Consider the following 21907-nt stretch of genomic DNA (forward strand, 5'->3'; position numbering starts at 1 on the left):
CGCCGTGTTAGAGAAGTCTTCCCCCGTGAGCTCCTCTCGCACGCCCATTCGCGGCTACCGCACCGGCTTCTTCTTCGTGGTGGTGCTGCTGTCCGCCGTCACGGCCTTCACGCTGTGGACGGAGGTGCGCACCGGGCGGCAGGTGGACGCGCTGGTGCAGGAGGCGCTGGAGCGCGCGGGCCTCATCGGCCGCATCCGCGTGGACGCGCTGTCGCTGGAGTCGGCGATTGAGGCGCACATCCGCGCCACCGACGACTCCGAGCGCGGCGCCGCGGACGCGGTGATGGAGGACATCCTCAACGACATCCGCGCAGCGTCGGAGGCATACACGCGCAACCTCCCACCCGGCGACAAGGCGGTGTGGCAGCGCTTCAACGCGGGCTGCCAGGGGTTGGCCAACCAGGTGCGCGCGGCGGCGGTGCTGTCGCAGCGGCGCGAGGCGGACCGGGCGCGGCGACACCTGGCCGAGCGCATCCGCCCGCTGGCCGCGGAGCTGGACACGCTGGCCGGCACGCTGGCGCAGGAGAACACCGACGAGGCGCGCGAATTGGTGGGCCGTTTGGCGGACCTGCGCGTGCGCAACACCGCGCTGGGCGCGGGCGCCACGCTGCTGGCGCTGCTGCTGTCGCTGGGCGTGGGCTGGCACATCACCTCGCTGCTCAAGCGCCAGGACGCGACGATTCAGGGGCAGCTCGAGGAGCTGGACCGGCACAACCAGGAATTGGACTCCTTCACGCGGCGCGTGGCGCACGACCTCATCTCCCCGCTGGCGCCGCTCAAGGGCTACCTCACGCTCATCCGCCGCACGGGCGCGGTGAAGGACGCGGGCGCGCTGGAGATGCTGGCGCAGTGCGAGTCCAGCGCGCTGCGCATGGGCGAGCTGATTGAGGCGCTGCTGCGCTTCTGCCGCGCGGGCACGCGGGGCGAGCGCACGGTGGGCGAGTTGGACACTGCCGTCACCACGGTGCTGCTGGAGGTGGCGCAGACGGCGGCGGCGCAGGGCGTGGCGCTGGAGCGTGACTTGTCGCCGGGCGTGGCGGTGGACTGCCCCGGGCAGTTGTTGCAGGTGAGCGCGCGCAACCTGCTCACCAACGCGGTGAAGTACACGGCGGGAAGGCCGGACGCGAAGGTGAAGGTGCGCGTGGCCGCCGAGGGCGAGGAGGCGGTGCTGGAGGTGGAGGACAACGGCATCGGCATGGCGCCGGCGACGCTGGCCTCGCTCTTCCAGCCCTTCTTCCGAGCGCCGGAGGTGCGCGGCCTGCCGGGTCATGGCCTGGGGCTCGTCACCACCAAGCGCGTGGTGGAGGCGCACGGCGGCACGCTGGTGGTTCGCTCGGAGGAGGGGAAGGGCACGCGCATCGTCGTGCGCTTCCCGCGCGTGGTGCGCCCGGTGGCGGCGGGCAGCACCGGTGAGCCCGTGGTTGTTTCGTCCGCCGCTTCCGGAATGCGCAAGGTCGGCACATGAGCACAGCCCGCATCCTCGTGGTGGACGATGACCCGCAGGCCAGGGACTTGCTCCAGCGACTGCTGGGCACGCTGGGGACGGTGACGCAGGCGCCGGACCCGAAGCGCGCGGCGGAGCGGCTGGCGGAAGGGTCTTTCGACCTGGTGATGACGGACATGGCCATGCCCGAGCCGGGGGATGGGCTGAAAGTCCTGCAGGCCGTGAAGGCGCAGTCGGCGGACACGCCGGTCATCGTGGTGACGGCGTTCGGCAACATCGAGGGCGCGCTGGACAGCATCCAGCAGGGCGCCTTCGACTACCTGGCCAAGCCCTTCGACGTGGACGCGATTCTGCGCGTGGCGAAGCGGGCGCTGGAGCAGAAGCGACTGGTGGAGGAGAACCGCTCGCTGCGGCAGCAGGTGGAGCGCACGTCGCTGGTGCTGGTGGGGCGCAGCCCGGCGCTGCTGGAGGTCTACAAGCAGGTGGCGCGCGCGGCGGCGAGCAACGTGCCGGTGCTGATTACGGGCGAGACGGGGACGGGCAAGGAGATGGTGGCGCGGGCGCTGCACAAGCGCTCGCCGCGCGCGAGCGGCCCCTTCATCCCGGTGGACTGCGGGGCGATTACGGAGTCGCTGATGGAGAGCGAGCTGTTCGGCCACGCGAAGGGCAGCTTCACGGGTGCCTCGGGCGCGCGGCGCGGCGTCTTCGAGGAGGCCAGCGGCGGCACGCTCTTCCTGGACGAGATTGGCGACGTGGGGATGAAGGTGCAGTCGCAGCTGCTGCGCGTGCTGCAGGAGGGCGAGATTCGCCGCGTGGGCGAGAGCGTCCCGGTGAAGGTCGACGTGCGGGTGGTGGCGGCGACGAACAAGGACCTGAAGGCGCGGGTGGCGGAGGGGCTGTTCCGGGAGGATTTGCTGTACCGGCTGGACGTGGTGCACCTGCACCTGCCGCCGCTGCGCGAGCGGCGCGAGGACGTGCCAGCGCTGGTGGAGCACTTCGCGGCGAGACACGCGCGCGGCGGCGTGCGGCCCGTGGTGACGCCGGAGGCGATGACGCGCCTGACGGGCTACGACTGGCCGGGCAACGTGCGGCAGTTGGAGAACGTGGTGGCGCGGGCGCTCGCGCTGAATGTGACGGGCGTGCTCGGACCGCAAGACTTCCCGGAGCCCATTGGCGACGCGACGCAGAAGCTTACGGGGCTCGCGGGAGACATGCCGAGCCTCGCGGAGCTGTCTCGGCGTTACGCAGCGCATGTGCTCCAGCATGTGGGTGGCAACAAGAGCGAGGCGGCGCGGCTGCTCGATGTGGACCGCAAGACGCTCTACAAGCTGCTGGAAGCGCCAGAGGGTGGGGCGGAGTCGTAGCGCTTCCGCCGACGTTGGCGCCCGCGCCGCGTGCCACGCCTGGTCGTCGCGACGCCCCGAGCCTCCGTCGTGCCCGGCGGGTATCCGCGTACCCCCTGACAGCGCACCCTCGTTCAAGCGATGCTCGCCCCCGAGAGGGGGATTTCGACACATGAGGGGTCTACGAAGGACCGGGCTCGCGGTGGCGTTGCTCGCGCTCTGCGCGTGCGGCAACAAGGAGCGCGAGCAGTTGGAAAAGGAGACCGCGGCGGCGCAGAAGCAGCTCGCCGACGCGCGTGCCTTCCGTGAGGGCGTCGAGCGCGAGAAGGCGCTCCTCGCCCAGAAAATCACCGAGGCTCGGAACGAGACGGACGCGGCCCGCACCGCGCACCACCGCACCCTGGCCGCCGCGGCCTGGCTGGCCTCGCAGGAGGGCAGCACCCTCGGGCTCGACGGCGATATGCGCGCGGCCCGGGCGGGCTTCCAGCTCGAGGAGGCCGCCCGCAAGAAGGACAACGACGCCCTGCTCGCGCTGGCCACGGAGTGGCTGGACCCCGAGCGCCCCTGTGTCCCGACGAAGAAGGAGGACGCGCAGGAAGGGGACGGAGAAGGCGAAGGCACGGCCGGGAGCGAGAGCACCTGTGGCGCCAACTGCGAGGCCCCGCGCCCCTACGAAGACGCCTGCGAGGACGTCCCCAAGCAGCTGTCCCCGTGGCCGGACTGGACGTGCGATACCCTCGCGAGCACGGGAGGGAAGCTGGGCGCGGCGGCCTTCTGCCGTGCCACCTTCGACCGTCCGACACCCACGTCGGCCGGAGTCTCCCCCTACGCCATGGACGGGCTGCCCGTCAGCCTGCAGGTGGTGCGCGTCGCCTTCGAGCACGAGGGGCACCTGTACGCGGCCGACTGGCCCGAGCCCTCGGTGGACCTGTACCACCCATCCAATGGCTCGGCGATCGCCGAGTGCGAAGCCGTCAATGGGGAGCGCGACTGCTCCCACCAGTGTGACGTGCAGTTCGACCGCTACCAGGACCCGTGCGCGTGCGAGCCGGAAGGTGACGATGAGCACGACCATGACGATGGAGATTCGGACGAGCCGGACGAGTCCTACGAGGTGCGGGAGGCGAGAAGGGCCGCCGAGGCCGCCGCGGCCGAGGCCGCCGATGCGCAGCGCCGTGCCGAGGAGGCGGCGCAGGAGTTGAGCTACCGCGAGTGTCTGGCCGCCTGTGAGCCGTCGCAGCCGGAGTCGGCACCGACGAAGGATGAGGCCGGCAACCCGCTGCCGCCCGAGCCCGCGCGCAGGACGCAGACCGTGCGGCTGGAGGCCTCGCCCGCGCCGGGCATCTTCGTGGTGTCGGAGGAGACGCGGACCTTCGCCGCGGACGGAAGTGAGCTGGAGAAGAACCTGTTCACCTACGTGCTGGAGCACTCGACGGTGTCGGAGCTGCGCGCGGGACAGGCTCCCACGGACGCTCCCGACACGCTGGGCTCGCTGGTCCAGCACATCGGCTACGAGGACGTGCTGCGCAAGGACGGCAAGCTGTCCCTGGCGCCGCTGCCCGGGATGAAGGGACCGATGATGGTCGGCCTGTGGGACGGCAAGGTGATGGCCATCCGCTTCTCCTCGGAGCCGGGCCAGGACGCGGTGGAGAAGCTGGAGCCCGCGGAATCGTGCGCGGCCCTCCGCAAGGAGCCCAAGCGCTTCCCGGTCTCCTACCTGGAGGCCTGTGACAGGCTGCCCGCCGTGGCACCCACGCCCGCGGCCGCTGCCGCGCAAGGAGCGGACGCGGGGAGCGAAGGCAAGGTGGCTGGGGAGGTGACGCCATGAAGCGGTCAGCGGGTTGGTGGGTGGCGGCGCTCGTGCTCGCGGGATGTGGAGGGGACGCCGCGCGGGTGGAGGCCCAGAAGAAGCTGGATGCCGCGCGGGCCGTGCTGCGCGAGGAGGAGTCCCGCACGCAGGCGCTCTCGGACGAGGTGGCGCACCTGAAGTCGCGGCTCGGCGAGGCGGAGAACGCGCGCGCCGCCGAGCGCCGTGATTTGGCGTTGCTGCAGAACCGGCTGGCGGAGAGCTGGCGCGGGGAGCCGGGCGTGCTGAAGTCCCTCCAGGACGAGGCCGAGGTGCCGGCGGCGCTGCGGGCCTCGCTGCAGGAGGCGCAGCTGGCCGCGGGCGGGGCGGCGCCGGAGCAGCGTTTCCGTCAGGGCGTTCAGGGCAATGACTTGTCGGTGGTGTCCGCGGTGCTCACGCAGTGGGCCGTGAAAGAGGGCGTGACGCCCTCGCCGCAGGCCGAGTCACCGGAGGCTCCCGCCGAGCCGGAGGCCCAGGCCTGTGAGCGTGTGCAGGGCGACTTCACCTGCGCGTCGCTGCCCCTGGGCGGCGACGGTGACGGCGTGACGCGGCTGTGCCGCTTGCCGGGCAATGGACCCGCGTGGGTGGTGCGCTCGGACCATGGCTCGCTGGTGATTGCGCAGCTCATGCCGACGGACCGCGCCCGCTACCGCCCGGTGCGGATGATGGGGCCCGACGTGTGGCTGCTGCGCGGGGATTCTGGCTCCGACGCGCAGGCGGCCCTGGACGTGTTCCAGGTGTCCGGCGGGCAGGCGGTGCGGCGCATCTCGGTGGACCTGATGCGCAAGGGCAAGCCCGCTTCGCTCGTGGAGGCGGACCTGGACGCGGACGGGTTGACGGAGACGCTGGTGGTCAGCGCCGACGAGGTGGAGGCCGTGCACCTCGATGGCGCGTCCGGCGTGCTCTCCCTGTGGAAGGACGCGCACCTGTGCCCGATGGTGGAGAAGCTCGCGGGCAAGGAGCTGGACGGAGCGCGGGCGGCCTGCGCGGCCTGGCGCAAGAGCACGCCCGAGGGACGGTAGGCGCACACGTCACGGAGGCCAGGACCGCATCTCGCGGTCCCGGCTTCCGTGGTGCGATGCTCCCGCGCGCTCAGTTGGCGGAGTAGGTGGTCTGGTAGATGGCGCCGCCCACGCTCTCGACGAGCAGCGAGATGCGGGTGCCCTGGGTGGCCGCCTCCTTCGCGCTCTGGAAGAGCTGGAGCCGCTCGGCCTCGGTGTACTGGTAGCCGGTGTTGGACGCGCCCGAGCTCAGGTACTGGTAGGCGCCGATGGAACCGCCGGTGCAGTTCGGTCCGGCGTAGACCTGGATGTACACGTAGCCCTGGCCATAGAAGACGTTGTTCTGCCGCGTGTACATCGCGGTGCAGACGTAGCCGGACGCGTTGACGGCCGCGGCCTCGGCCTCACCAGCGAAGAGCACCGACATCATCACCGCGCACAACAGGGAAAGACGCTTCATCGTTGCCTCCTTGGGACATTACCCATGAGCCGTGGGGCCCTGGGCCCGGACACGGAAAAGGAGGGCGTTGGTTGCCCTCCTGACTTCACAACGACGTCCGACTCCAGAATTCCTTACTTCATTTTCAGGTCCATTCTTCTCGCCGTGCGCCCCCGGCCCCCGCCCTCACCTGGCCGACTGCCGGACAGAGTGGGGGCCGGGTCTTGCGGTTCGTGTTGACGGGTGTCAATCAACCGGAAGCCCCTCCCTGGTCATGACTCCCTCTCCGTCGACATCCACCTTCCCCCTGCGCGCAGTCATCGACCAGTTGCTCGTGCTGGACCGGGCGCGTCCCCGCGGCGCCGGGGTGTTGGAGGACCACGGCCTCATCGAGAAGCTGCTGGTGACGGTGGACGCCGCGCCGGTGCTGCTCGCGTACGTGGACGCCGAGGAGCGCTACCGCTTCTGCAACCAGACCTACGAGCGCTGGTTCGGCACTGCTCGCGAGCAGGTCCTCGGACGGAGCATGCCCTCGGTATTGGGGGCCGCTGGTTATGAGGCCATCCGGGCGTACGTGAAGGCGGCTCTCTCCGGCCAGGCGGTGCGCTTCGAGCTCGCCGTTCCCTACCGCGAGGGCGGCACCCGCGTGGTGCAGGCGGACTACCTGCCTCACGTGGACGCGGACGGCCACGTCGCCGGCTTCGTGAGCATGGTGGCGGACGTCACCGAGCTGCGCCGGGGCGAGGAGGCCGGGCGCATCGCCCGCCAGCTGCGCGAGAGCGAGGACCGGCTGCGCCTCGCGATGGAGGGCGCGGACCTGGGCACGTGGGACTACGAGCTGTCCACGCGCCAGCAGAGCTACAGCACCCGGAGCCTGGAGCTGCTGGGCCTGCCGCCCGGCACCGTCCTCGACGACGCGCGCGTCATGCAGTGCATCCACCCGGAGGACCGCCACCGGCTGGACGCGGCCCGGAGCGCGGCCTTCGACCCGGAAGGGGACGGGAGCTTCCGCATCGACTTCCGCGTGGTGGGGCCGCTCGTGAAGGAGGAGCGCTGGCTGTCGGCCTTCGGGCGCATGCACTTCGACGGGCGGCGGCGGCCCCTGCGCTTCATCGGCATCCTCCAGGACATCACCACGTCCCGCCGGGCCCGCATGCGCGCGGACAAGCTGGCCGCGGTGTCGTCCGTGCTGTCCCGCGCGCTCCGGGCGGAGCAGGTGGCCGAGGTGGTGGTGCGCGAGGGGGCCACGGCGCTCGACGCCGTCTGCGCCTCGCTGGTGCTTCTGAGCGAGGACGGCGCCTGCTTCGAGCTGCGTGCCGCGCACGGCTTCCCGGAGGGCGCGCTGGAGCCCTGGCGGCGCTTCCCCGCGGACACGCCCGTCATGTTCCGGGACGCGGTGCGCACGGGCCACGCCGTGCTGTACCCGGACCTGGACGCCTTCTTCCAGGACTACCCCGACATGAGGGACTCGCCGTCGCTGCTGGGCCGGGCCTTCGCCGCGCTGCCGCTGCGGGTGGACGGGCGCACGCTGGGCGCCTTCGGCTTCACCTTCGCGCACGAGCAGTCCTTCGGGCAGGAGCAGCTCCAGTTCATGGAGTCGCTCGGCCAGCAGTGCGCCCTGGCCCTGGAGCGCGCGCGCCTCTACGAGTCCGAGCGCCGCGCCCGCGAGGAGGCCGAGCAGCTCCGGGACAGGCTGGCCACCGAGCGCGGCCTGCTGGAGGCCGTGCTGCAGCAGCTCCCGGTGGGCGTCGTCATCGCCGAGCCCGGCGGCCGGCTCATCCGCGGCAACGCGGCGGTGGAGGCCCTCTGGGGCCACACCTTCGTGGCCTCGGACGACATCTCCGGGTACGCGGCCTACCAGGGCTTCCGGCCGGACGGCACGCCGTACAGGCCCGAGGAGTGGCCCATCTCGCGCTCGCTGACGCGCGGGGAGACGGTGACACGCGAGCCCGTGCATCTGCGCATGCACGATGGCAGCTCTCGCCACATCGACGTCAGCTCCACGCGCGTCCACGACGCGCAGGGCCGGCCGCTCGCGGCGGTCGCCGTGTCCATGGACGTCACCGCGCACCATGCGATGCGCGAGGCCCTGCGCCGCGAAGGCGAGACGCGAGACAGGCTGATGGGAATCGTGGGGCACGACTTGCGCAACCCGCTGCAGGCCATCGCCACGTCCAGCACGCTGCTCTTGAAGGAGGCCGCGCCGGACTCTCCGCAGCGCAAGCGCGCCGCCCGCATCCTCACCAGCGTGCAGCGCATGGACCACCTCATCCGCGACCTGCTGGACTTCGCGCGGGTGTCCCAGGGCGGCACGCTTCCCATTCAACGCCGGCGCATGAGCCTGGAGGACCCCTGCCGCATCGTCGTGGACGAATTGCTCGCCGCGTACCCGGACCGGGACATCCACCTGGACCTGTGTGGAGACCTGCGGGGCGAGTGGGACATGGACCGGCTGGCGCAGTTGTTGGGCAACCTGGTCGTCAACGCCTTCACGCACGGCGCGCGGGGCGTACCGGTGGAGGTGCGGGCGGACGGCGAGGGCCATGACGTGGTGCTGGAGGTGGCCAACGCGGGCACGCCCATTCCCGCCGCGCTGTTGCCCCGCCTCTTCCAGCCCTTCACCCGCGCGGATGAAGGTGGAGACCCGCTCAGGGGCGTGGGGCTGGGCCTCTTCATCGTGCACGAAATCGTCACCGCGCACGGGGGTAGCGTCCAGGTGACCTCCACGCGCGAGACGGGCACCGTGTTCCGCGTGCGGCTGCCCCGCTTCGGCAAGGGCTGACGCCTCGCCTCAGGCGGCGCCGCGGCGCGGCTGTCGGGCCTCCTCCAGGAAGGCCACCAGGTCCGTCAATTCCACCGGCTTCACGAAGTGGCGATGGAAGCCGGCCGCCTTGCTGCGGACCCGGTCCTCGTGCTGGCCATAGCCGGTGAGGGCGGCGAAGGTGGGGCTCTCGTCGCCCAGGCGCTCGCGGATGAGCGCGGCCAGCCCGTAGCCATCCACCTCCGGCAGGCCGATGTCGAGGATGGCCACGTCGGGTGTGAAGACGTCGAGCCGCTGCATCGCCTGCCGGTGGTCATGCGCCACGGCCACCGTGTAGCCGGACATCTCCAGCAAGTCCGTCAGCGCCTCGGCCGCGTCCACGTTGTCGTCCACCACCAGCACGTGCAGCGGCGCGGGCGTCGCGGCCGGGTGGGGAGGTGGCGGCGGCTCCGCGGGCAGCTCCAGCGGCCCGGTGTGGCGCGGCAGCACGACGGTGAAGGTGCTTCCCCTGCCGGGGCCGTCGCTGTGCACGTCCACGCGGCCGCCGTGCGCCGTCACCACGCTGCGCACCAGCGCGAGGCCGATGCCCAGTCCTCCCGCGTTGCGGTCCACCGAGCGCGGCCCCTGCACGAAGGGCGCGAAGATGCGCTCCGCCAGCTCGGGGGGAATTCCCTCGCCGTTGTCCGTCACGGTGAGCACGACGTCCTCCTCGCGGGACTCCGCGCGCACCTGGAGCCGGCCTCCGGACGGCGTGTACTTCGCAGCGTTGTTGAGCAGGTTCGTCACCACCTGCGTGAGCCGGTCCGCGTCGCCCAGCACGGGCAGGCCCTCGGTGGGCACCGCCACGTCGAGCCGGTGCTGGCGCTGCGTCATGAGCGGCGTCACCGCCTCCACCGCGCGAGCCACCACCGTGGACAGCTCGAGCGGCGCGCGGTGGAGCGACATCTGCCCCCGGACGATGCGCGCCAGGTCGAGCAAGTCATCCACCAGCCGCACCACGTGGCCGAGCTGGCGGCGGATGACGTCGTGCTCGGACGTCTGCGCCAGGCCGCGCAGGCGCAGCACCTCCAGCGAGCTGACGATGGGGGCCAGCGGGTTGCGCAGCTCGTGTCCGAGCATGGCGAGGAAGGCGTCCTTCGCCTGCGTGGCGGCGATGGCCTCGGCCCGCGCCGCCTCGGCCATCTCGAGGTGGGCGTCGCGCTCGCGGGCCTGCGCCTCCAGGCGCTGACCGGAGCGCACCAGGGCCTCATCGAGCCGCGCCAGCTCGTGCACGTCCGAGGCGTCCACGCGCACCGGCGCGCCGCTGGCGAGCGCATCCGCCGCGTCCACCGCGCCGGAGATGGAGTGGCCGATGCGCCGCGAGAGCGCCCAGGCCCCGGCGGCGCTGAGCAACAGCATGGCCAGCCCGAGCGCGCCACCAGCCATGAGCGAGCGCTGCAGCGGAGCGTCCAGCACGTGGCGAGGACTGACCACGGTGACCGTCCAGCCGGACGCGGTGTGGCTGAACGCCGCGTAGACGGGCTCTCCCTCCATGGAGTGGTCGGCGTAGACTCCCTCGTGGACGGCGCGCGTGCGCTGGAGGAAGGACGGCGTCGCGGACTGGCCCACGAAGCGCGCCGGGTCCCGGGTGCGGGCGGCCACGATGCCATTCGGGTCCACCAGCGTGCGCGTCCACTCGACGTCGTCCGCGGCCTGCCGGGCCACCACGTCGCCGAGCGCGTCCGTGGAGATGACGGCGGTGAGCACGTAGCGCAGGCTTCCGTCGCGCACCACGGGGACGCGCAGGGGCACGGCGAGCCGGTGTCCCGGCCCCTTGCCCACGGCGATATTCCCCACCGTGGGCCGCAGCGTCTCCCGCACCCGGGCGAGGCTCTCCGGCTCCGCGATGGGAGGGAGTGGGCTGTCTGGAGCGTAGCTCGTGTTGAGCAGCGGGACGCCGTCGGGCGTGAGGAGGATGAGCGTCAGCCACCCGTGCTGCGTCTTCATCACCCGCGTGCCCTGCGTCCAGAAGCCCTGGAGGTCGCCCGAGTCCAACTGGGTGGACTCGGCCAGCGCTTCGAGCGCGCGCATCGAGCCGGCGATTTCGCTGTCGAAGGCCTCCGCCAACGCGCGCGCCGAGGTGAGCACGCGCCGCTCGGAGGACTCACGCTCGGCGCGGGCCAGGTAGACGAAGAGGCCGCACGAGAAGGCGACGACGGGCAGCAGCGCGCCCAGCACCAGTCGCACCAGGTGCCATCGCAGTGGCCGGGGATGACGGGGGCGTGGGGACATGGTCCGGGCGGGACTTGATGGATGGACGCTGCGCCTGCCCGGGCGCACCGTCCCGGCGGAACGAAGCGGACCATCCCATCAGTCGCGTCGCAAGTCACCCCCGGGCCCCGCGTCCGGTTTCCGGTGCGCGGAGGTGCGACGGCGGCCAGGGCATGCACCTCCGGACACTTTGCGCCCCGAGCATCCGTGTTCTCGATCAGCGCGTGGGCGGTGGCGTCCGGCCCTGCTTCGCATCCGTGAGCTTGGGCTTCGGCAGCGCGGACACGTGGCTGGCGATGAGTCGCCACCGGCCGTTGCGCTTCACGAGCGTGTCGGTGAAGCGCAGCTCGGCGGCGAAGGGCTTTCCACCGGCCAGGCCCTTCAGGCTGGTGATGCCATTGACCACCGCCGTGTCGCCGTAGAGGCGCACCTTCATGTCGTGGTTGCGGAAGACCTCGTAGCGGGGCTCCTTGTTGCGCAGCTCGAGGAGCGTCTCCTCACGCGTCGTCATGTTGCCGGACGAGTCGATGAGGGTGAAGCCGTCACCCAGGTACTCGGCCGCCAGGCTCTCGTTCCCGGTGCGGATGGCCTCGCAGGTCGCGTTGAGCGCCGCGAGGACGACGTCCTCCTCCCTCTTCGGCGCAGCCAGGGCGGGAGCGGCCATGGCGAGCAAAACGAGACACGTGGCGAAGGGCTTCATCATCGGTTCATCCTCCGGCGGACTTCGACGTCGCCTCGAACGTACCCCGATACTCCCCGTATCGAATCGTCCGTACCAGACAGGCGAGCGTGGGATGTGCCTTGTGCCCCACGGCCCGGCCCCTCCAGACTTCGCGGTGTGAACCCCCGCACCCTGCCGGCGCTGACCCTGCTCGTGGCCTCCAACCTGACGGCATGTGTCTCGCAGCCGCGAGGCCATGAGGAAACAACCGAAAACCTGGGCCCACCGGCGCGCCTGTGGCGGCGGAGCGCCTCGGAGCGGGACTTCGAGCGGTTCCTCCGCGAGGGCACGGTGCTCGCGGCGGATGGGGCCCTGGAGTTGGACGCGGCGGCGCCGGCCGTCAGCGAGCCATTCACCTCGGGGGTGGAGGCGGATGGGGGCACGCGCTACGTCGGTGGGAGCTACCGCCTGGGCATGGCGGTGTCCGACACGCAGCCCGTCCCGGGCGGTTTCACCACCGCGGTGCCGTCCTTCGACGCGCTCACCCCGCCGGGGACCTGGCTGAAGGTGACGCTGGCGGCGCGCATCGAGGGCACCTGGACGAAGGACTACGAGCTGGGCGTGTGGGCCTTCGACAAGGAAACCGTCGCGCGGCACAGCGTGGACGGCCAGCGCGACGCGGACGGCGCGGTGTCCACGGACACGCTCAGCCTCCAGCGCCGGGCGGACGCGCTGCGGATGACGGTGTGGCTCTACTCGTCCCGGCCGGACGCCACGCCCCGCGTGCGCGCGCTGTCGGCGGCGGTGAGTGACAGGCACGGCCTCGCCGGGGACGCCGCGCCGGAGCGCACGGCGTGGGGGACGGTGCTGGACGTGCCGGGCTACTCGCAGATGCTCTACCCGGACGGTGGGCCGGTGTGGTGCTCGCCCACGTCCACCACGATGCTGCTCGGGTACTGGGGGAAGCGGCTGGGCCGGCCGGAGCTGCACACCACGGTGCCCGCGTCCGCCGAGCGCACCTATGACTGGACGTACAAGGGCACGGGCAACTGGCCCTTCAACACCGCGTACGCGTCCGCCATGGGCAACGGGGCGCTGCACGGCATGGTGCTGCGCCTGGACAGCTTCGCCCAGGTGGAGCGGCTCATCGCGGCGGGCATCCCCATCAGCATCAGCATCGCGTACGAGGAGGGGACGCTGACGGGGTCTCCCGTGCGCCGCTCGGACGGGCACCTCATCGTGGTGAAGGGCTTCACGCCGGAGGGGGACGTGGTGTGCAACGACCCCGCGTTCAAGACGGACGAGACGGTGGAGGTGACGTACCGGCGCGACGAGCTCTGGCGGGCCTGGCGTCACTCGCGCCATGCCGCGTATGTGCTGTGGCCCGCGGGGACCTCGCTGCCCGAGGGCGTGGTGGAAGTCCTGCGCTGACGTCCCGCTCGGACATTTCCTGGAGGAATTCGTCATGTCGGCCTTTTCGCCCCTCGCCGTCCCCGACGCGTGGGACCTCGTCGCCCCCGAGTACGTGCGGGAGTTGCAGCCCGTGTTCGAGACCTTCGCGCGGGAGGCGCTCTCGCGAGCGGGAGCACGGCGAGGCATGCGTGTGGTGGACGTGGCGGCGGGGCCCGGGACGCTGGCGCTCATCGCGGCGCGCGAGGGCATGCGGGTGACGGCGGTGGACTTCGCGTTCCGGATGATTGAGGCGCTGCGGGCGCGCGCGGCGGCGGAGCGACTGGAGGTGGAGGCGCTCGTCGGCGACGGCATGGCGCTGGCGCTGCCGGAACGCGCGTTCGACGCGGCGTTCTCCCTGTTCGGGCTGATGTTCTTCCCCGACCGTCCGCGCGGCTTCCGCGAGCTGCTCCGGGTGCTCGTCCCGGGAGGCCGGGCCGTGGTGTCGAGCTGGGTTCCGATGGAGCGCTCTCCGACGATGAACGTGGTCTACCGGAGCTTCGCCGAGCTGATGAACGGAAGCGGGGCGCCGCGCGACGGGATGATGCCGCTGTCGGACCCGGAGACGTGCCGGCGGGAGATGTCCGGCGCGGGCTTCGTGGACGTGTCCGTGCACGAGGTGAGCGCGCGCGCGGACTACCCTTCGACGGCGGCGCTGGTGGACGCGATGGTCCGTTCGAGCGCACCCGTGGTGCTGGCGCGGCGGGCGCTCGGAGACAAGTGGAGGGACGTCGAGCGGGCCCTGCTGGACAGGGTGACGTCGGAGCTGGGAACGGGGCCGCAGAGTCTCCTGTTCAACGCATACCTCACGGTGGGTGCGCGGAAATGACAGGCCATGCGGTCCGGACCCCCGCTGAGGCCCTCGCGCTCCTGGCCAATCTCGGCGCCTCGCCGTGGCTCGTGCGCCATCACGAGCTGGTGGTCGAGGCCGCCGAGCTCCTGACCCGAGGGCTCTCCCAGGAGCTGAAGGTGCCCTTCGAGCGCGACATGGTGCTGCTCGGAGCCGCGCTCCATGACGCGGGCAAGATGGCGAGGAACGCCTTGCGCGCTCACGGGTGACTGGGGATTGAGTGGAATTCCCGGAGGCTCGCCGAGACACGTGTTGAGACACCATTCCGTTGCATGTGACAACCGCCGCCCGGGGCGCACGGATTGCGCACCCGCTCGGATTCGGTCTCACCTCGGACGACGTTGTGACTCGGCTCGCACCTACGTAGCGTGTCGCATCCATGCCTCGTTGGCTTCCGCTCGCTCTGCTCCTTCCGGGTCTTGCGTGTGCTCCGTCTCCCAGCGCGGAGGAGGCGCGCGTGGATGCCGGCGTGGTCATTGCTGCCTCGCGCGAGGCGGGAGGCGCTGAGCCTCCGGCGGGCGCGAGTGCTGGTTCGACGTCTGTCATTGCCGGAGCCCCGCCGGACGCAGGCCTCACGGCTGGCGCGATGGCGGGCTCTTCCTCCGTCGCGGCCGGGGCCCCGCCCGATACAGGCGCTGTCACGGCCAGCGCGGGCGCGCCGACGGGAACGGGTGGGCCGGCCGTCGCGACAGGGACGCCGGCCAGCGGCGTCATCACCTCGGGCGACGGCGGCGTGAGTGAGCGGGGCTCCGGTGCTGGTCCCACCTCGGAAGAGTTGCTCGCCGCGTGGCAGCGGACCGCGGCGGAGTCGGGCACGGATGGTGGTACGGGCACGTCGTCGCTGGGGGCTTCACGGTCCGCCGATTCGAAGATGGCTCGTGTCGAGGACTCCGCGTCCCCGGACTCCGACGGCTCGCACGACGAGGCCCCCGCGCTCGCCATCGACCCGGCGCTGAGCGCCATGCCCCGGCCCGAGCGCCATGGTGAGCCGGAGACGGCGGAGCCTCCGCCCGTGGAGCAGCTCGTCGTCATCCCCGACAAGAAGAACCCGGGCGCGGAGCTGGTGCTCGGTCCCGACGGCGAGCCGCTGGAGGACACGAGCCTCGTCCTTGGCGACGTGGACCCGTCCCTGGACCCGGAGGAGTTCGAGCCGGACTCGGAGCCTGTCGGCGGCGCGGACGCGGGGACGGCGCCCTTCGCCATTCCGTATGCGCCCGACGCCGGCTCGCTGCGGGTGAAGCGCTCCATTGCCGTGCGCCAGGAGCCCCGTAGGGATGCGCCGCCGCTGGGCACCGTGGCCCAGGACATGCGCGTGCGCTGGCAGGGCGAGACGGCCATGCGCGGACCGGACTGCGACGCGTGGATTCAAATCGAGCCGCGCGGCTGGGTCTGCAACCGCTATCTGGAGCCCAACTTCCGCGAGCCGCGCGTGAGGGACCTGCCCAAGCTGCGCGAGGGCGAGCTGACGCCCGGCATCTACGCGCGCGTGGTGGGCCGGCGCGTGAAGGCCTACCCGAGCCTCGCTCTCGCGAAGAGGAAGCGGAAGGGCGTGCTGCTGAAGGGCTCGGTGACGGTGCAGTTGCGCGGGCAGGTGCGCGTGGGCCGCCGCACCTTCTGGCGCACTGCGGACGGCCAGTACCTGGAGGCGCGGGTGCTGCGCGAGTACCGGCCTTCCTCCTTCGAGGGCGTGGACGCGGAGACGCTCGCGGAGCTGCCGACGCCCTTCGCGTGGGCGCAGTCGCGCACGAAGCCCCAGGCGGACGTGGAGGTGAAGGTGGCGCCGGACGCGAAGGCCGCGCGCGAGACGGTGCTGCCCGCGCGCACGCTGGTCGCGGTGAAGGAGTTGTCCGCGGACGGCAAGTGGGTGCTCATCTCGGAGAACCACTGGGTGGCACGGGATGACTTGCACGTGGCCTGGTTCACCCCCGCGCCGCCCGGCGTCGAGCCCGGCGAGCGGTGGCTGGACGTGGACCTGGAGGCGCAGGTGCTGGTGGCCTACGAGGGCGAGCGGCCGGTGTACGCGACGCTCATCTCCTCGGGGAAGCCGGGCACGGACACGCCGGAGGGGCTCTACCGCATCTGGATAAAGTTCGCCGAGGCGGACATGACGGGCAACGGCACCGCGGGCAACGAGACGTACCGCGTGGCCACGGTGCCGTGGACCATGTTCTTCCAGGACGACTACGCGCTGCACACCGCCTACTGGCACGACCGCTTCGGCGAGCCCATGAGCCACGGCTGCATCAACCTGGCGCCGAGGGACGCCCGCGCCCTCTATGTCTGGGCCGCGCCCGAGGTGCCCACCGGCTGGTCCATGGTCCACGCCACGCCGGACGCTCCCGGCTCGTGGGTGCGCATCCGCGGCCAGGCGAAGGGCCCGGAGCGCAAGGTCGCGGTCGCGGCCAATTCGCACCGGGGACGGCAGCGGAAGGCCGCTGTCGTCCGCTCTGCCCAGGAATGATTGCAATTGCAGTACTGACGGCGCGCCTTCACGACGTGCCGCTCGGTGAATCAATCCCGGGATGCGCTCGGGCTGTCGCTCCAGACGCGCCCCAGTCCGATGCGGACCTGCCCCGCGCCGGGGATGTGGAAGCGCGGCCTCCCGAAGCGGGAGTAGTCCGCGTCCGGATGGAAGGGCAGGGATTGGGGCTCGTAGGGCTCCACCCGGTACGCGTGGCTGTCCGGCGATTCATTCTCCCGCTCTCCCAGCGACGCCCTGCCGGGGCCCGAGACATCGGCGAAGAGGTAGCGGTGCCCCTCCCAGACGATGAAGCGGTCTCCGGGCCCGGGCTCGCCGCGGATGGCGGTGAGCATGTGCGGCTCGTCCTCGGGGATGAGGAAGAGGATGTCCTCCGGCGCGATGAGGTAGCGGAGGATGCCGACGAAGAGCGTGGCCTTCGAGTCGCAGTCGCCGTAGCCCGTGAGCAGGATGAGCGGCGCGGGTGACAGCCCCGAGCGGAAGATGCCATCCGCATCCAGCGAAGGGATGCCGTAGGGGATGTCCTGTGTGAAGGCCATCGCCATGGCGATGCGGTTGGCGCGGGAATCCAGGCCGCGTTCCCTCAGGCTGGCGATGATGAAGCGCGCGATGGGCCGGGTGACCTCCGGCCCGTAGAACGTGCTCACCGCGCCGAGGTCCGGCTCCAGCATGTCTCCGCGTGCATGGAACAGCCCGTTGTCGAGGAGCTTGTCGCGGTTGGGCAATTCCGTGACGGGGATGGGCTGGAAGAGCGTGTCGGGGATGCCGTAGCGGGCGCTCAGTTCGAGGATGCGCGCGTAGTCGTACGTGTGCTCGAAGACCTGCGGCGTGTCGAACGGGTCCATGAACTGGAAGCGGACCCGGAGCCCACCGTCAGGCGTCTTCACGGCCTCGTAGGCGACGTGCTCGTTCTTGGCGAACTGCTCGGGCGCGCGGAAGCCCGCATTCATCGGAGCGGCGAACAGCAGGTGCGACAGGAGGAACGCGAGTCCGCTGGCGACCAGGGCCATGGGTGCTCCGGAGTGTGAGGCGAAGCGGTGACGCGCGGCGGGAAGGAATATTCATTCCGCCACCGCGCGCCCCGGCGCTCTCACCCCACCACGGACACGGTGACGCGGCGGCGGTGCGGCGACGTGCGGTGCTCCCACACGTAGACGCCCTGCCACGTCCCCAGGTCCGCGGAGCCGTCCTTCACGGGGATGCTCAGCGAGTTCTGCGTCAGCACCGTGCGCACGTGCGCGGGCATGTCATCCGGGCCCTCCGCGTCGTGCACGAAGAGCGAGTCCCCGTCCTTCACCAGCCGCGAGAAGAAGGACTCCAGGTCCCGGCGCACGTCGGGGTCCGCGTTCTCGCACAAGAGCAGCGACGCGCTCGTGTGGTGCAGGAACACCGTGCACAGCCCCTGGCGCGCACCGCTCTCGGCCACGGCGCGCTGCACCTCGCCGGTGATGTCCGTGAAGCCGCGGCCCCGCGTGGACACCGTCAGCTCCTTCGCGTGGTACATGCCTTCAGCGCCCTCCCAGCCGCGCCACCAGGAACGCGGCCAGCCGCTCCAGCTCCTCGGAGTCGATGGTGTGCGGCCCGTGGAAGGGGAAGAAGTCCACCGCCAGCCCGGACTCCGTCAGCACGTCGCGCAGGCGCTCGGCGGCGGAGAAGGGCAGTACCGTGTCGTCGCGGCCGTGGGCCTGGAACACGGGCAGCCCCTTGCGGGCTTGCGCCTTCTGCCGCCACTCCGCCTCCGAGGTGACCGTGCCGGACAGGATGCACAGGCCGGCGGGCGCCTCCTCCAGCCGCAGCGCCACGTCCGTCGTCACCATGCCGCCCTGGCTGAAGCCGCCCAGGACGATGCGTCCGTACGGCAGCTTCATGGTGGTGGACACCGCCTCCACCACGCTCATCACCGCGCGGCGCGCGGCGGGCATGCCCGGCGGCACCTCGCGCGCGAAGAGGTCCCAGTCGCGCAGCTGCCCGCGCATGATTTCGTCGGGCAGGTGGAACCACGCGCGGCCGGCGGGCATGCCCCACTCCGCCAGCGTCAGCGGCGCGCCGGGGAAGATGAAGCGCACGCGCTCGACGAGCTGTGCGTTCAGGGACATCAGCTCCGGCGCCAGCGGCACCAGGTCCGTCGCCGGTGCGCCGAAGCCGTGGCAGAGGATGACGGCCAGCTCCGGCGTGGCGCCCTCGGCGAGCGCATCCACGACGTTGCAGTCCAGCTCGCCCAGGCGGGTGGCGATGCGTCGCGCCGTCCGGCCGCCCATCACTTCGCGCCCGCCGGAGCCTGGTCGCTCATCACAATCTTGTTGATGACCACCGCGAACTGCGGCCTGTCGCTCGCGTCGCGCGGGACGTTGGAAATCTTCTCCACCACGCCGTAGCCCTGCACCACCTCACCGAAGATGGTGTGGCGGTTGTTGAGGTAGCCCGGCGTGCTGGTGGTGATGAAGAACTGGCTGCCGTTGGTGCCGGGGCCGGCGTTGGCCATGGCCAGCAGGCCCGGCTTGTTGAAGGTGCGGCCGCTCTGGAACTCGTCCTCGAAGCGGTAGCCCGGGTCGCCGCGGCCGGTGCCCGTGGGGTCTCCGCCCTGAATCATGAAGCCCGGAATCACGCGGTGGAAGACGACGCCGTCGTACAGCGGCTTGCCCGTCACCCGGCTCCCGGTGCGCGGGTCCGTCCACGGCTTCTCGCCCGTGGCGAGGCCCACGAAGTTGGCCACCGTCTTCGGCGCGTCCTTGGAGAAGAGCCGGACGGTGATGTCGCCCTGGTTGGTGTTGAGGGTGGCGTAGACCTCCTGGCCGGCCTGGACCTTCTTGGTCCACTCACCGGAGGCGGCGGCCTCGGCGGGCGGCGTGGCGGCGGGAGCCTGCGAGGGCCGGGCCTCGGTGGCCGCCGGGGGAGGGGCGCTGGAGGACTCCTTCTTGTCGGAGTCCTTGCAGGCGGCGAGAGAGAGGCAGAGGAAGACAGTCGTCAGGATTCGGGTCGTCCGCATGGCGGGCGAACCTAAACGCCACCTTCAACGGATTCCAGGGGTTTACGCGGGCGCTCCTGTCCACTGTCACGCACCTGCGGTAAAAAAGACGAACGAATACCGCCCCCGGCGCAACTTCTGACCGCAAGGCGCGATGATCCACAGAATTCCGCGAAGTGTCCCTTTTGGAGCCCCGCCCCATGGCGCCCATCCGTAACGAGCCCCGCCCCGGCCCGACGCCCGCCTCGACCGCGCGTCCCACGACTCCGCCGGCTCCGCCCCGGACGCAGGCGCAGTCGTCGCAGGGGGACCGGTTCGAGACGGGCCACAACCAGGTGAGCCGGGTCGCCAATGGCGTGAAGTCCCTCTCCGACGGAGTGGCCGCCACGCAGGTTCGCGGCGCGCCGGGCCCGCAGCGCCTGGGCCCCTGGGACATTCCGGGCCGCGTCAACAACGCCACCGTCGAGGGCGTCAACACCCGGGGCGCGCGCTTCGCTGGCGCCGCGGGCACGACCGCCAGCGTGGCGCAGCTTCCCGGCGCCGCCTACCTGACCTTCCGCGACACGCGCGACTTCTTCCGCAACCCCTCGCTGGAGGGCGCCAACAAGGCGGCGGGCTCCGTGGCCAGCACCGCCTCCACCGGCCTCAACGTGGCGAAGGGCGGCCTGGAGCTGGCCGGCAACGTGAGCAACTACCGCGCCGCCGCCAACGCGGCCCGCACCGCCTTCACGCAGGCGGCTCCGGAGGCCGGCCGCGCCGTGGCCAACCGCGTCGCTGGTGCCGCCGCCCGCGAGGCGGTGCAGGGCGCCTCCCGCCAGGTGGTGCGCAACGTGGCCGCCCGCGTCGCGGGTGAGGGCCTGGAGAGTGCTGGCCGCCTGGGCGCCAACGCCGCGCGCACCGCCGTGCAAGGTGGTGGCACCGCGGTGGCTCGCGCCGCCGGCCGCTTCGCCCCGGGCCTCAACGTGGCCATCGCCGCCGCGGACTCCGCCGCAGCCGTGAGCACGCTTGCCGACCCGAACGCGTCGGCGGGCAAGAAGGTCACCGCCGGCGTCACCGCGCTGGGCTCCATCGCCGCGGCAACCAACGTCCCGGTGGTCAGCCAGGCGGGCGCCGTCGTCTCGACTGTGTCCAGCTTCGTCGGCTCCTTCTTCTGAGGCTCCCTGGGAGTCCGCCAGACGCCACGGCGATGGCTCCCGAGTGAGGGGCCCGGCTGGTGTCTGATGGATCAGTCCAGGCGGGATGGAAGACGCCGCGCCGGCCTCATCGCTCCGGAGCCTCGGTCCCCCTGTCGGGGTGTGGTATCCGACGTCCCTGGAGCGAGCCATGACGACGAAGGATGACCCGAAGGGCGGTGCGCGTTCGCTGGCCGAGCTTCACGCGCTCGGCATCATGAAGCGGATGCCCGCCGCCTTCTCGCTGGACAGCACGGAGAAGCTGGAGATCCCCACCGCGACGGCACCCTCTCTGGATGGGCTGACGGTGGCCCTGGTGTCGCCGGCTCCGCTGACCGAGCAGGACCTCGTCGACCGCTTCGACGCGCTCCGCCGCCAGCACGCCGACCGCCGCGAGCGCAAGCCGGGCGAGGACGTGGGCGACGGAGACGAGGTGCTGCTGGACGTGCTCGGCTTCGCCAACGGCCGGCTGCTGCCCTTCTCCACGCGGGAGAACTGGCTCACGCACGTGCTGCCGGACCCGATGCTGCCGGGCTTCTTCGAGGCGCTGAAGGGCGCGAAGGTGGGCCAGTCCTTCGGCATCGAATTGAAGCTGCCGGACACCTACGCCGTGGAGTCCCTGCGTGGCCAGACGGCGCGCTTCCTCCTCGACGTGAAGGCCGCGCGCGAGCTGAGGCTCCTGCCGGACGACTCGCCGGAATTGCTCAAGCGGCTGGGCATGGGCAGCCTCACGGACGTCATGCGCCGCCTGGGCGAAGACCTGGCCCGCGAGCGCACCGGAGAGATGGACCGCCTCACCCAGGAGCGCGTCCTGGACGTGCTGGTGGAGCGCACGCAGGTGTCGCTGCCCAAATCACTCGTGGACGAGGAGATTCGCCGCCGCTGGGCGGAGACCGAGCGCCCCATCCTCGCCCGCAAGAGCTTCCAGCCGGACGAGCTGCAGGAGGCGCTGGAGGGGTGGCTGGGAGATTCACTCACCCGCGCGGACGCGGCGCGGCGCCTGACGCTGTCCCTGGCGCTGCGGGCCATCGCCGCGCGCGACGGCGTGCAGCCCGAGCGCAAGGCCACGGACGCGCTCATCGACGACCTGGCCCGCCTGTCCAACGTGTCCCGCCAGGACATGGGCAGGGCGGTGAAGGAGGACGCGGCGCTCGCCCGGAAGCTGTACGACCTGGCGCTGCACCTGGCCACCGTCGACCATGTGATGAAGAAGGTGAAGCTGACCGCGCCCGCGCCGTGAGGCCCGG

At 71.6% G+C, this 21907-nt stretch carries 18 protein-coding genes; 11 read left to right on the forward strand and 7 right to left on the reverse strand.

Features of this window, described 5'->3' with window-relative positions:
* Positions 1–25 precede the first annotated feature (25 nt).
* The 4 genes from ACVTJA_RS08620 to ACVTJA_RS08635 all read left to right on the forward strand — a co-directional run bounded on the left by ACVTJA_RS08620 (position 26) and on the right by ACVTJA_RS08635 (position 5655).
* Positions 26–1465: a sensor histidine kinase gene (locus ACVTJA_RS08620; RefSeq protein ID WP_465835436.1), complete on the forward strand. Its 1440-nt coding sequence runs from the start codon at positions 26–28 to the stop codon at positions 1463–1465.
* Positions 1462–2808, forward strand: coding sequence for a sigma-54-dependent transcriptional regulator (locus ACVTJA_RS08625; RefSeq protein WP_465835438.1), 1347 nt, complete (start codon positions 1462–1464; stop codon positions 2806–2808). Before ACVTJA_RS08620 ends, ACVTJA_RS08625 begins: the two co-directional genes overlap by 4 nt.
* A gap of 151 nt (positions 2809–2959) precedes the next feature.
* On the forward strand, positions 2960–4615 hold the full coding sequence (locus ACVTJA_RS08630) for a hypothetical protein (protein WP_465835440.1): 1656 nt from the start codon (positions 2960–2962) through the stop codon (positions 4613–4615).
* Entirely contained in the window at positions 4612–5655 is a 1044-nt protein-coding gene (locus tag ACVTJA_RS08635; RefSeq protein WP_465835442.1) for a hypothetical protein, read from the forward strand. The genes ACVTJA_RS08630 and ACVTJA_RS08635 overlap by 4 nt, the downstream gene beginning before the upstream one ends.
* 70 nt (positions 5656–5725) lie before the next feature.
* Here ACVTJA_RS08635 and ACVTJA_RS08640 read toward each other — a convergent pair whose 3' ends face one another.
* Complete coding sequence (locus ACVTJA_RS08640; RefSeq protein ID WP_465835443.1) at positions 5726–6094, reverse strand: hypothetical protein; 369 nt, start codon at positions 6092–6094, stop codon at positions 5726–5728.
* A 253-nt stretch (positions 6095–6347) separates the two neighbouring features.
* Here ACVTJA_RS08640 and ACVTJA_RS08645 point away from each other — a divergent pair, with 253 nt between their 5' ends.
* A complete protein-coding gene (locus ACVTJA_RS08645; protein ID WP_465835444.1) occupies positions 6348–8855 on the forward strand; it encodes a PAS domain-containing protein in 2508 nt (835 codons plus the stop codon).
* 9 nt (positions 8856–8864) lie between these two features.
* Here ACVTJA_RS08645 and ACVTJA_RS08650 read toward each other — a convergent pair whose 3' ends face one another.
* Together ACVTJA_RS08650 and ACVTJA_RS08655 are read right to left on the reverse strand one after the other, a co-directional pair.
* The gene (locus ACVTJA_RS08650) at positions 8865–11105 is read right to left on the reverse strand and encodes a hybrid sensor histidine kinase/response regulator (RefSeq protein WP_465835446.1); all 2241 of its coding nucleotides are present in this window, start codon (positions 11103–11105) and stop codon (positions 8865–8867) included.
* A gap of 196 nt (positions 11106–11301) precedes the next feature.
* A complete protein-coding gene (locus ACVTJA_RS08655; protein ID WP_465835448.1) occupies positions 11302–11787 on the reverse strand; it encodes a nuclear transport factor 2 family protein in 486 nt (161 codons plus the stop codon).
* 135 nt (positions 11788–11922) lie between these two features.
* Here ACVTJA_RS08655 and ACVTJA_RS08660 point away from each other — a divergent pair, with 135 nt between their 5' ends.
* The 4 genes from ACVTJA_RS08660 to ACVTJA_RS08675 all read left to right on the forward strand — a co-directional run bounded on the left by ACVTJA_RS08660 (position 11923) and on the right by ACVTJA_RS08675 (position 16505).
* Positions 11923–13176 (forward strand): peptidase C39 family protein, encoded by a 1254-nt coding sequence (locus tag ACVTJA_RS08660; protein ID WP_465835450.1) that lies wholly within the window; start codon positions 11923–11925, stop codon positions 13174–13176.
* Positions 13177–13210: 34 nt separating this feature from the next.
* Entirely contained in the window at positions 13211–14023 is an 813-nt protein-coding gene (locus ACVTJA_RS08665) for a class I SAM-dependent methyltransferase (RefSeq protein ID WP_465835452.1), read from the forward strand.
* Positions 14020–14253, forward strand: coding sequence for a hypothetical protein (locus ACVTJA_RS08670; RefSeq protein ID WP_465835454.1), 234 nt, complete (start codon positions 14020–14022; stop codon positions 14251–14253). Before ACVTJA_RS08665 ends, ACVTJA_RS08670 begins: the two co-directional genes overlap by 4 nt.
* Before the next feature lie 377 nt (positions 14254–14630).
* Positions 14631–16505, forward strand: coding sequence for a L,D-transpeptidase family protein (locus ACVTJA_RS08675; RefSeq protein ID WP_465835455.1), 1875 nt, complete (start codon positions 14631–14633; stop codon positions 16503–16505).
* A 50-nt stretch (positions 16506–16555) separates the two neighbouring features.
* Here ACVTJA_RS08675 and ACVTJA_RS08680 read toward each other — a convergent pair whose 3' ends face one another.
* The 4 genes from ACVTJA_RS08680 to ACVTJA_RS08695 form a co-directional block, all read right to left on the reverse strand.
* Complete coding sequence (locus ACVTJA_RS08680) at positions 16556–17533, reverse strand: hypothetical protein (protein ID WP_465835456.1); 978 nt, start codon at positions 17531–17533, stop codon at positions 16556–16558.
* A gap of 80 nt (positions 17534–17613) precedes the next feature.
* A complete protein-coding gene (locus ACVTJA_RS08685; protein ID WP_465835458.1) occupies positions 17614–18027 on the reverse strand; it encodes a secondary thiamine-phosphate synthase enzyme YjbQ in 414 nt (137 codons plus the stop codon).
* A 4-nt stretch (positions 18028–18031) separates the two neighbouring features.
* Positions 18032–18781: an alpha/beta hydrolase gene (locus tag ACVTJA_RS08690; RefSeq protein WP_465835460.1), complete on the reverse strand. Its 750-nt coding sequence runs from the start codon at positions 18779–18781 to the stop codon at positions 18032–18034.
* Positions 18781–19509 (reverse strand): peptidylprolyl isomerase, encoded by a 729-nt coding sequence (locus ACVTJA_RS08695; protein WP_465835462.1) that lies wholly within the window; start codon positions 19507–19509, stop codon positions 18781–18783. The genes ACVTJA_RS08690 and ACVTJA_RS08695 overlap by 1 nt, the downstream gene beginning before the upstream one ends.
* 179 nt (positions 19510–19688) lie before the next feature.
* Here ACVTJA_RS08695 and ACVTJA_RS08700 point away from each other — a divergent pair, with 179 nt between their 5' ends.
* Positions 19689–20642: a hypothetical protein gene (locus ACVTJA_RS08700; RefSeq protein WP_465835464.1), complete on the forward strand. Its 954-nt coding sequence runs from the start codon at positions 19689–19691 to the stop codon at positions 20640–20642.
* Between the two features lie 169 nt (positions 20643–20811).
* Positions 20812–21900 carry a trigger factor gene (locus ACVTJA_RS08705; RefSeq protein ID WP_465835466.1) on the forward strand — a complete coding sequence of 363 codons (1089 nt, stop codon included), beginning with the start codon at positions 20812–20814 and terminating at the stop codon, positions 21898–21900.
* Positions 21901–21907: the final 7 nt, after the last annotated feature.

Source organism: Pyxidicoccus sp. M6, from assembly GCF_055568925.1.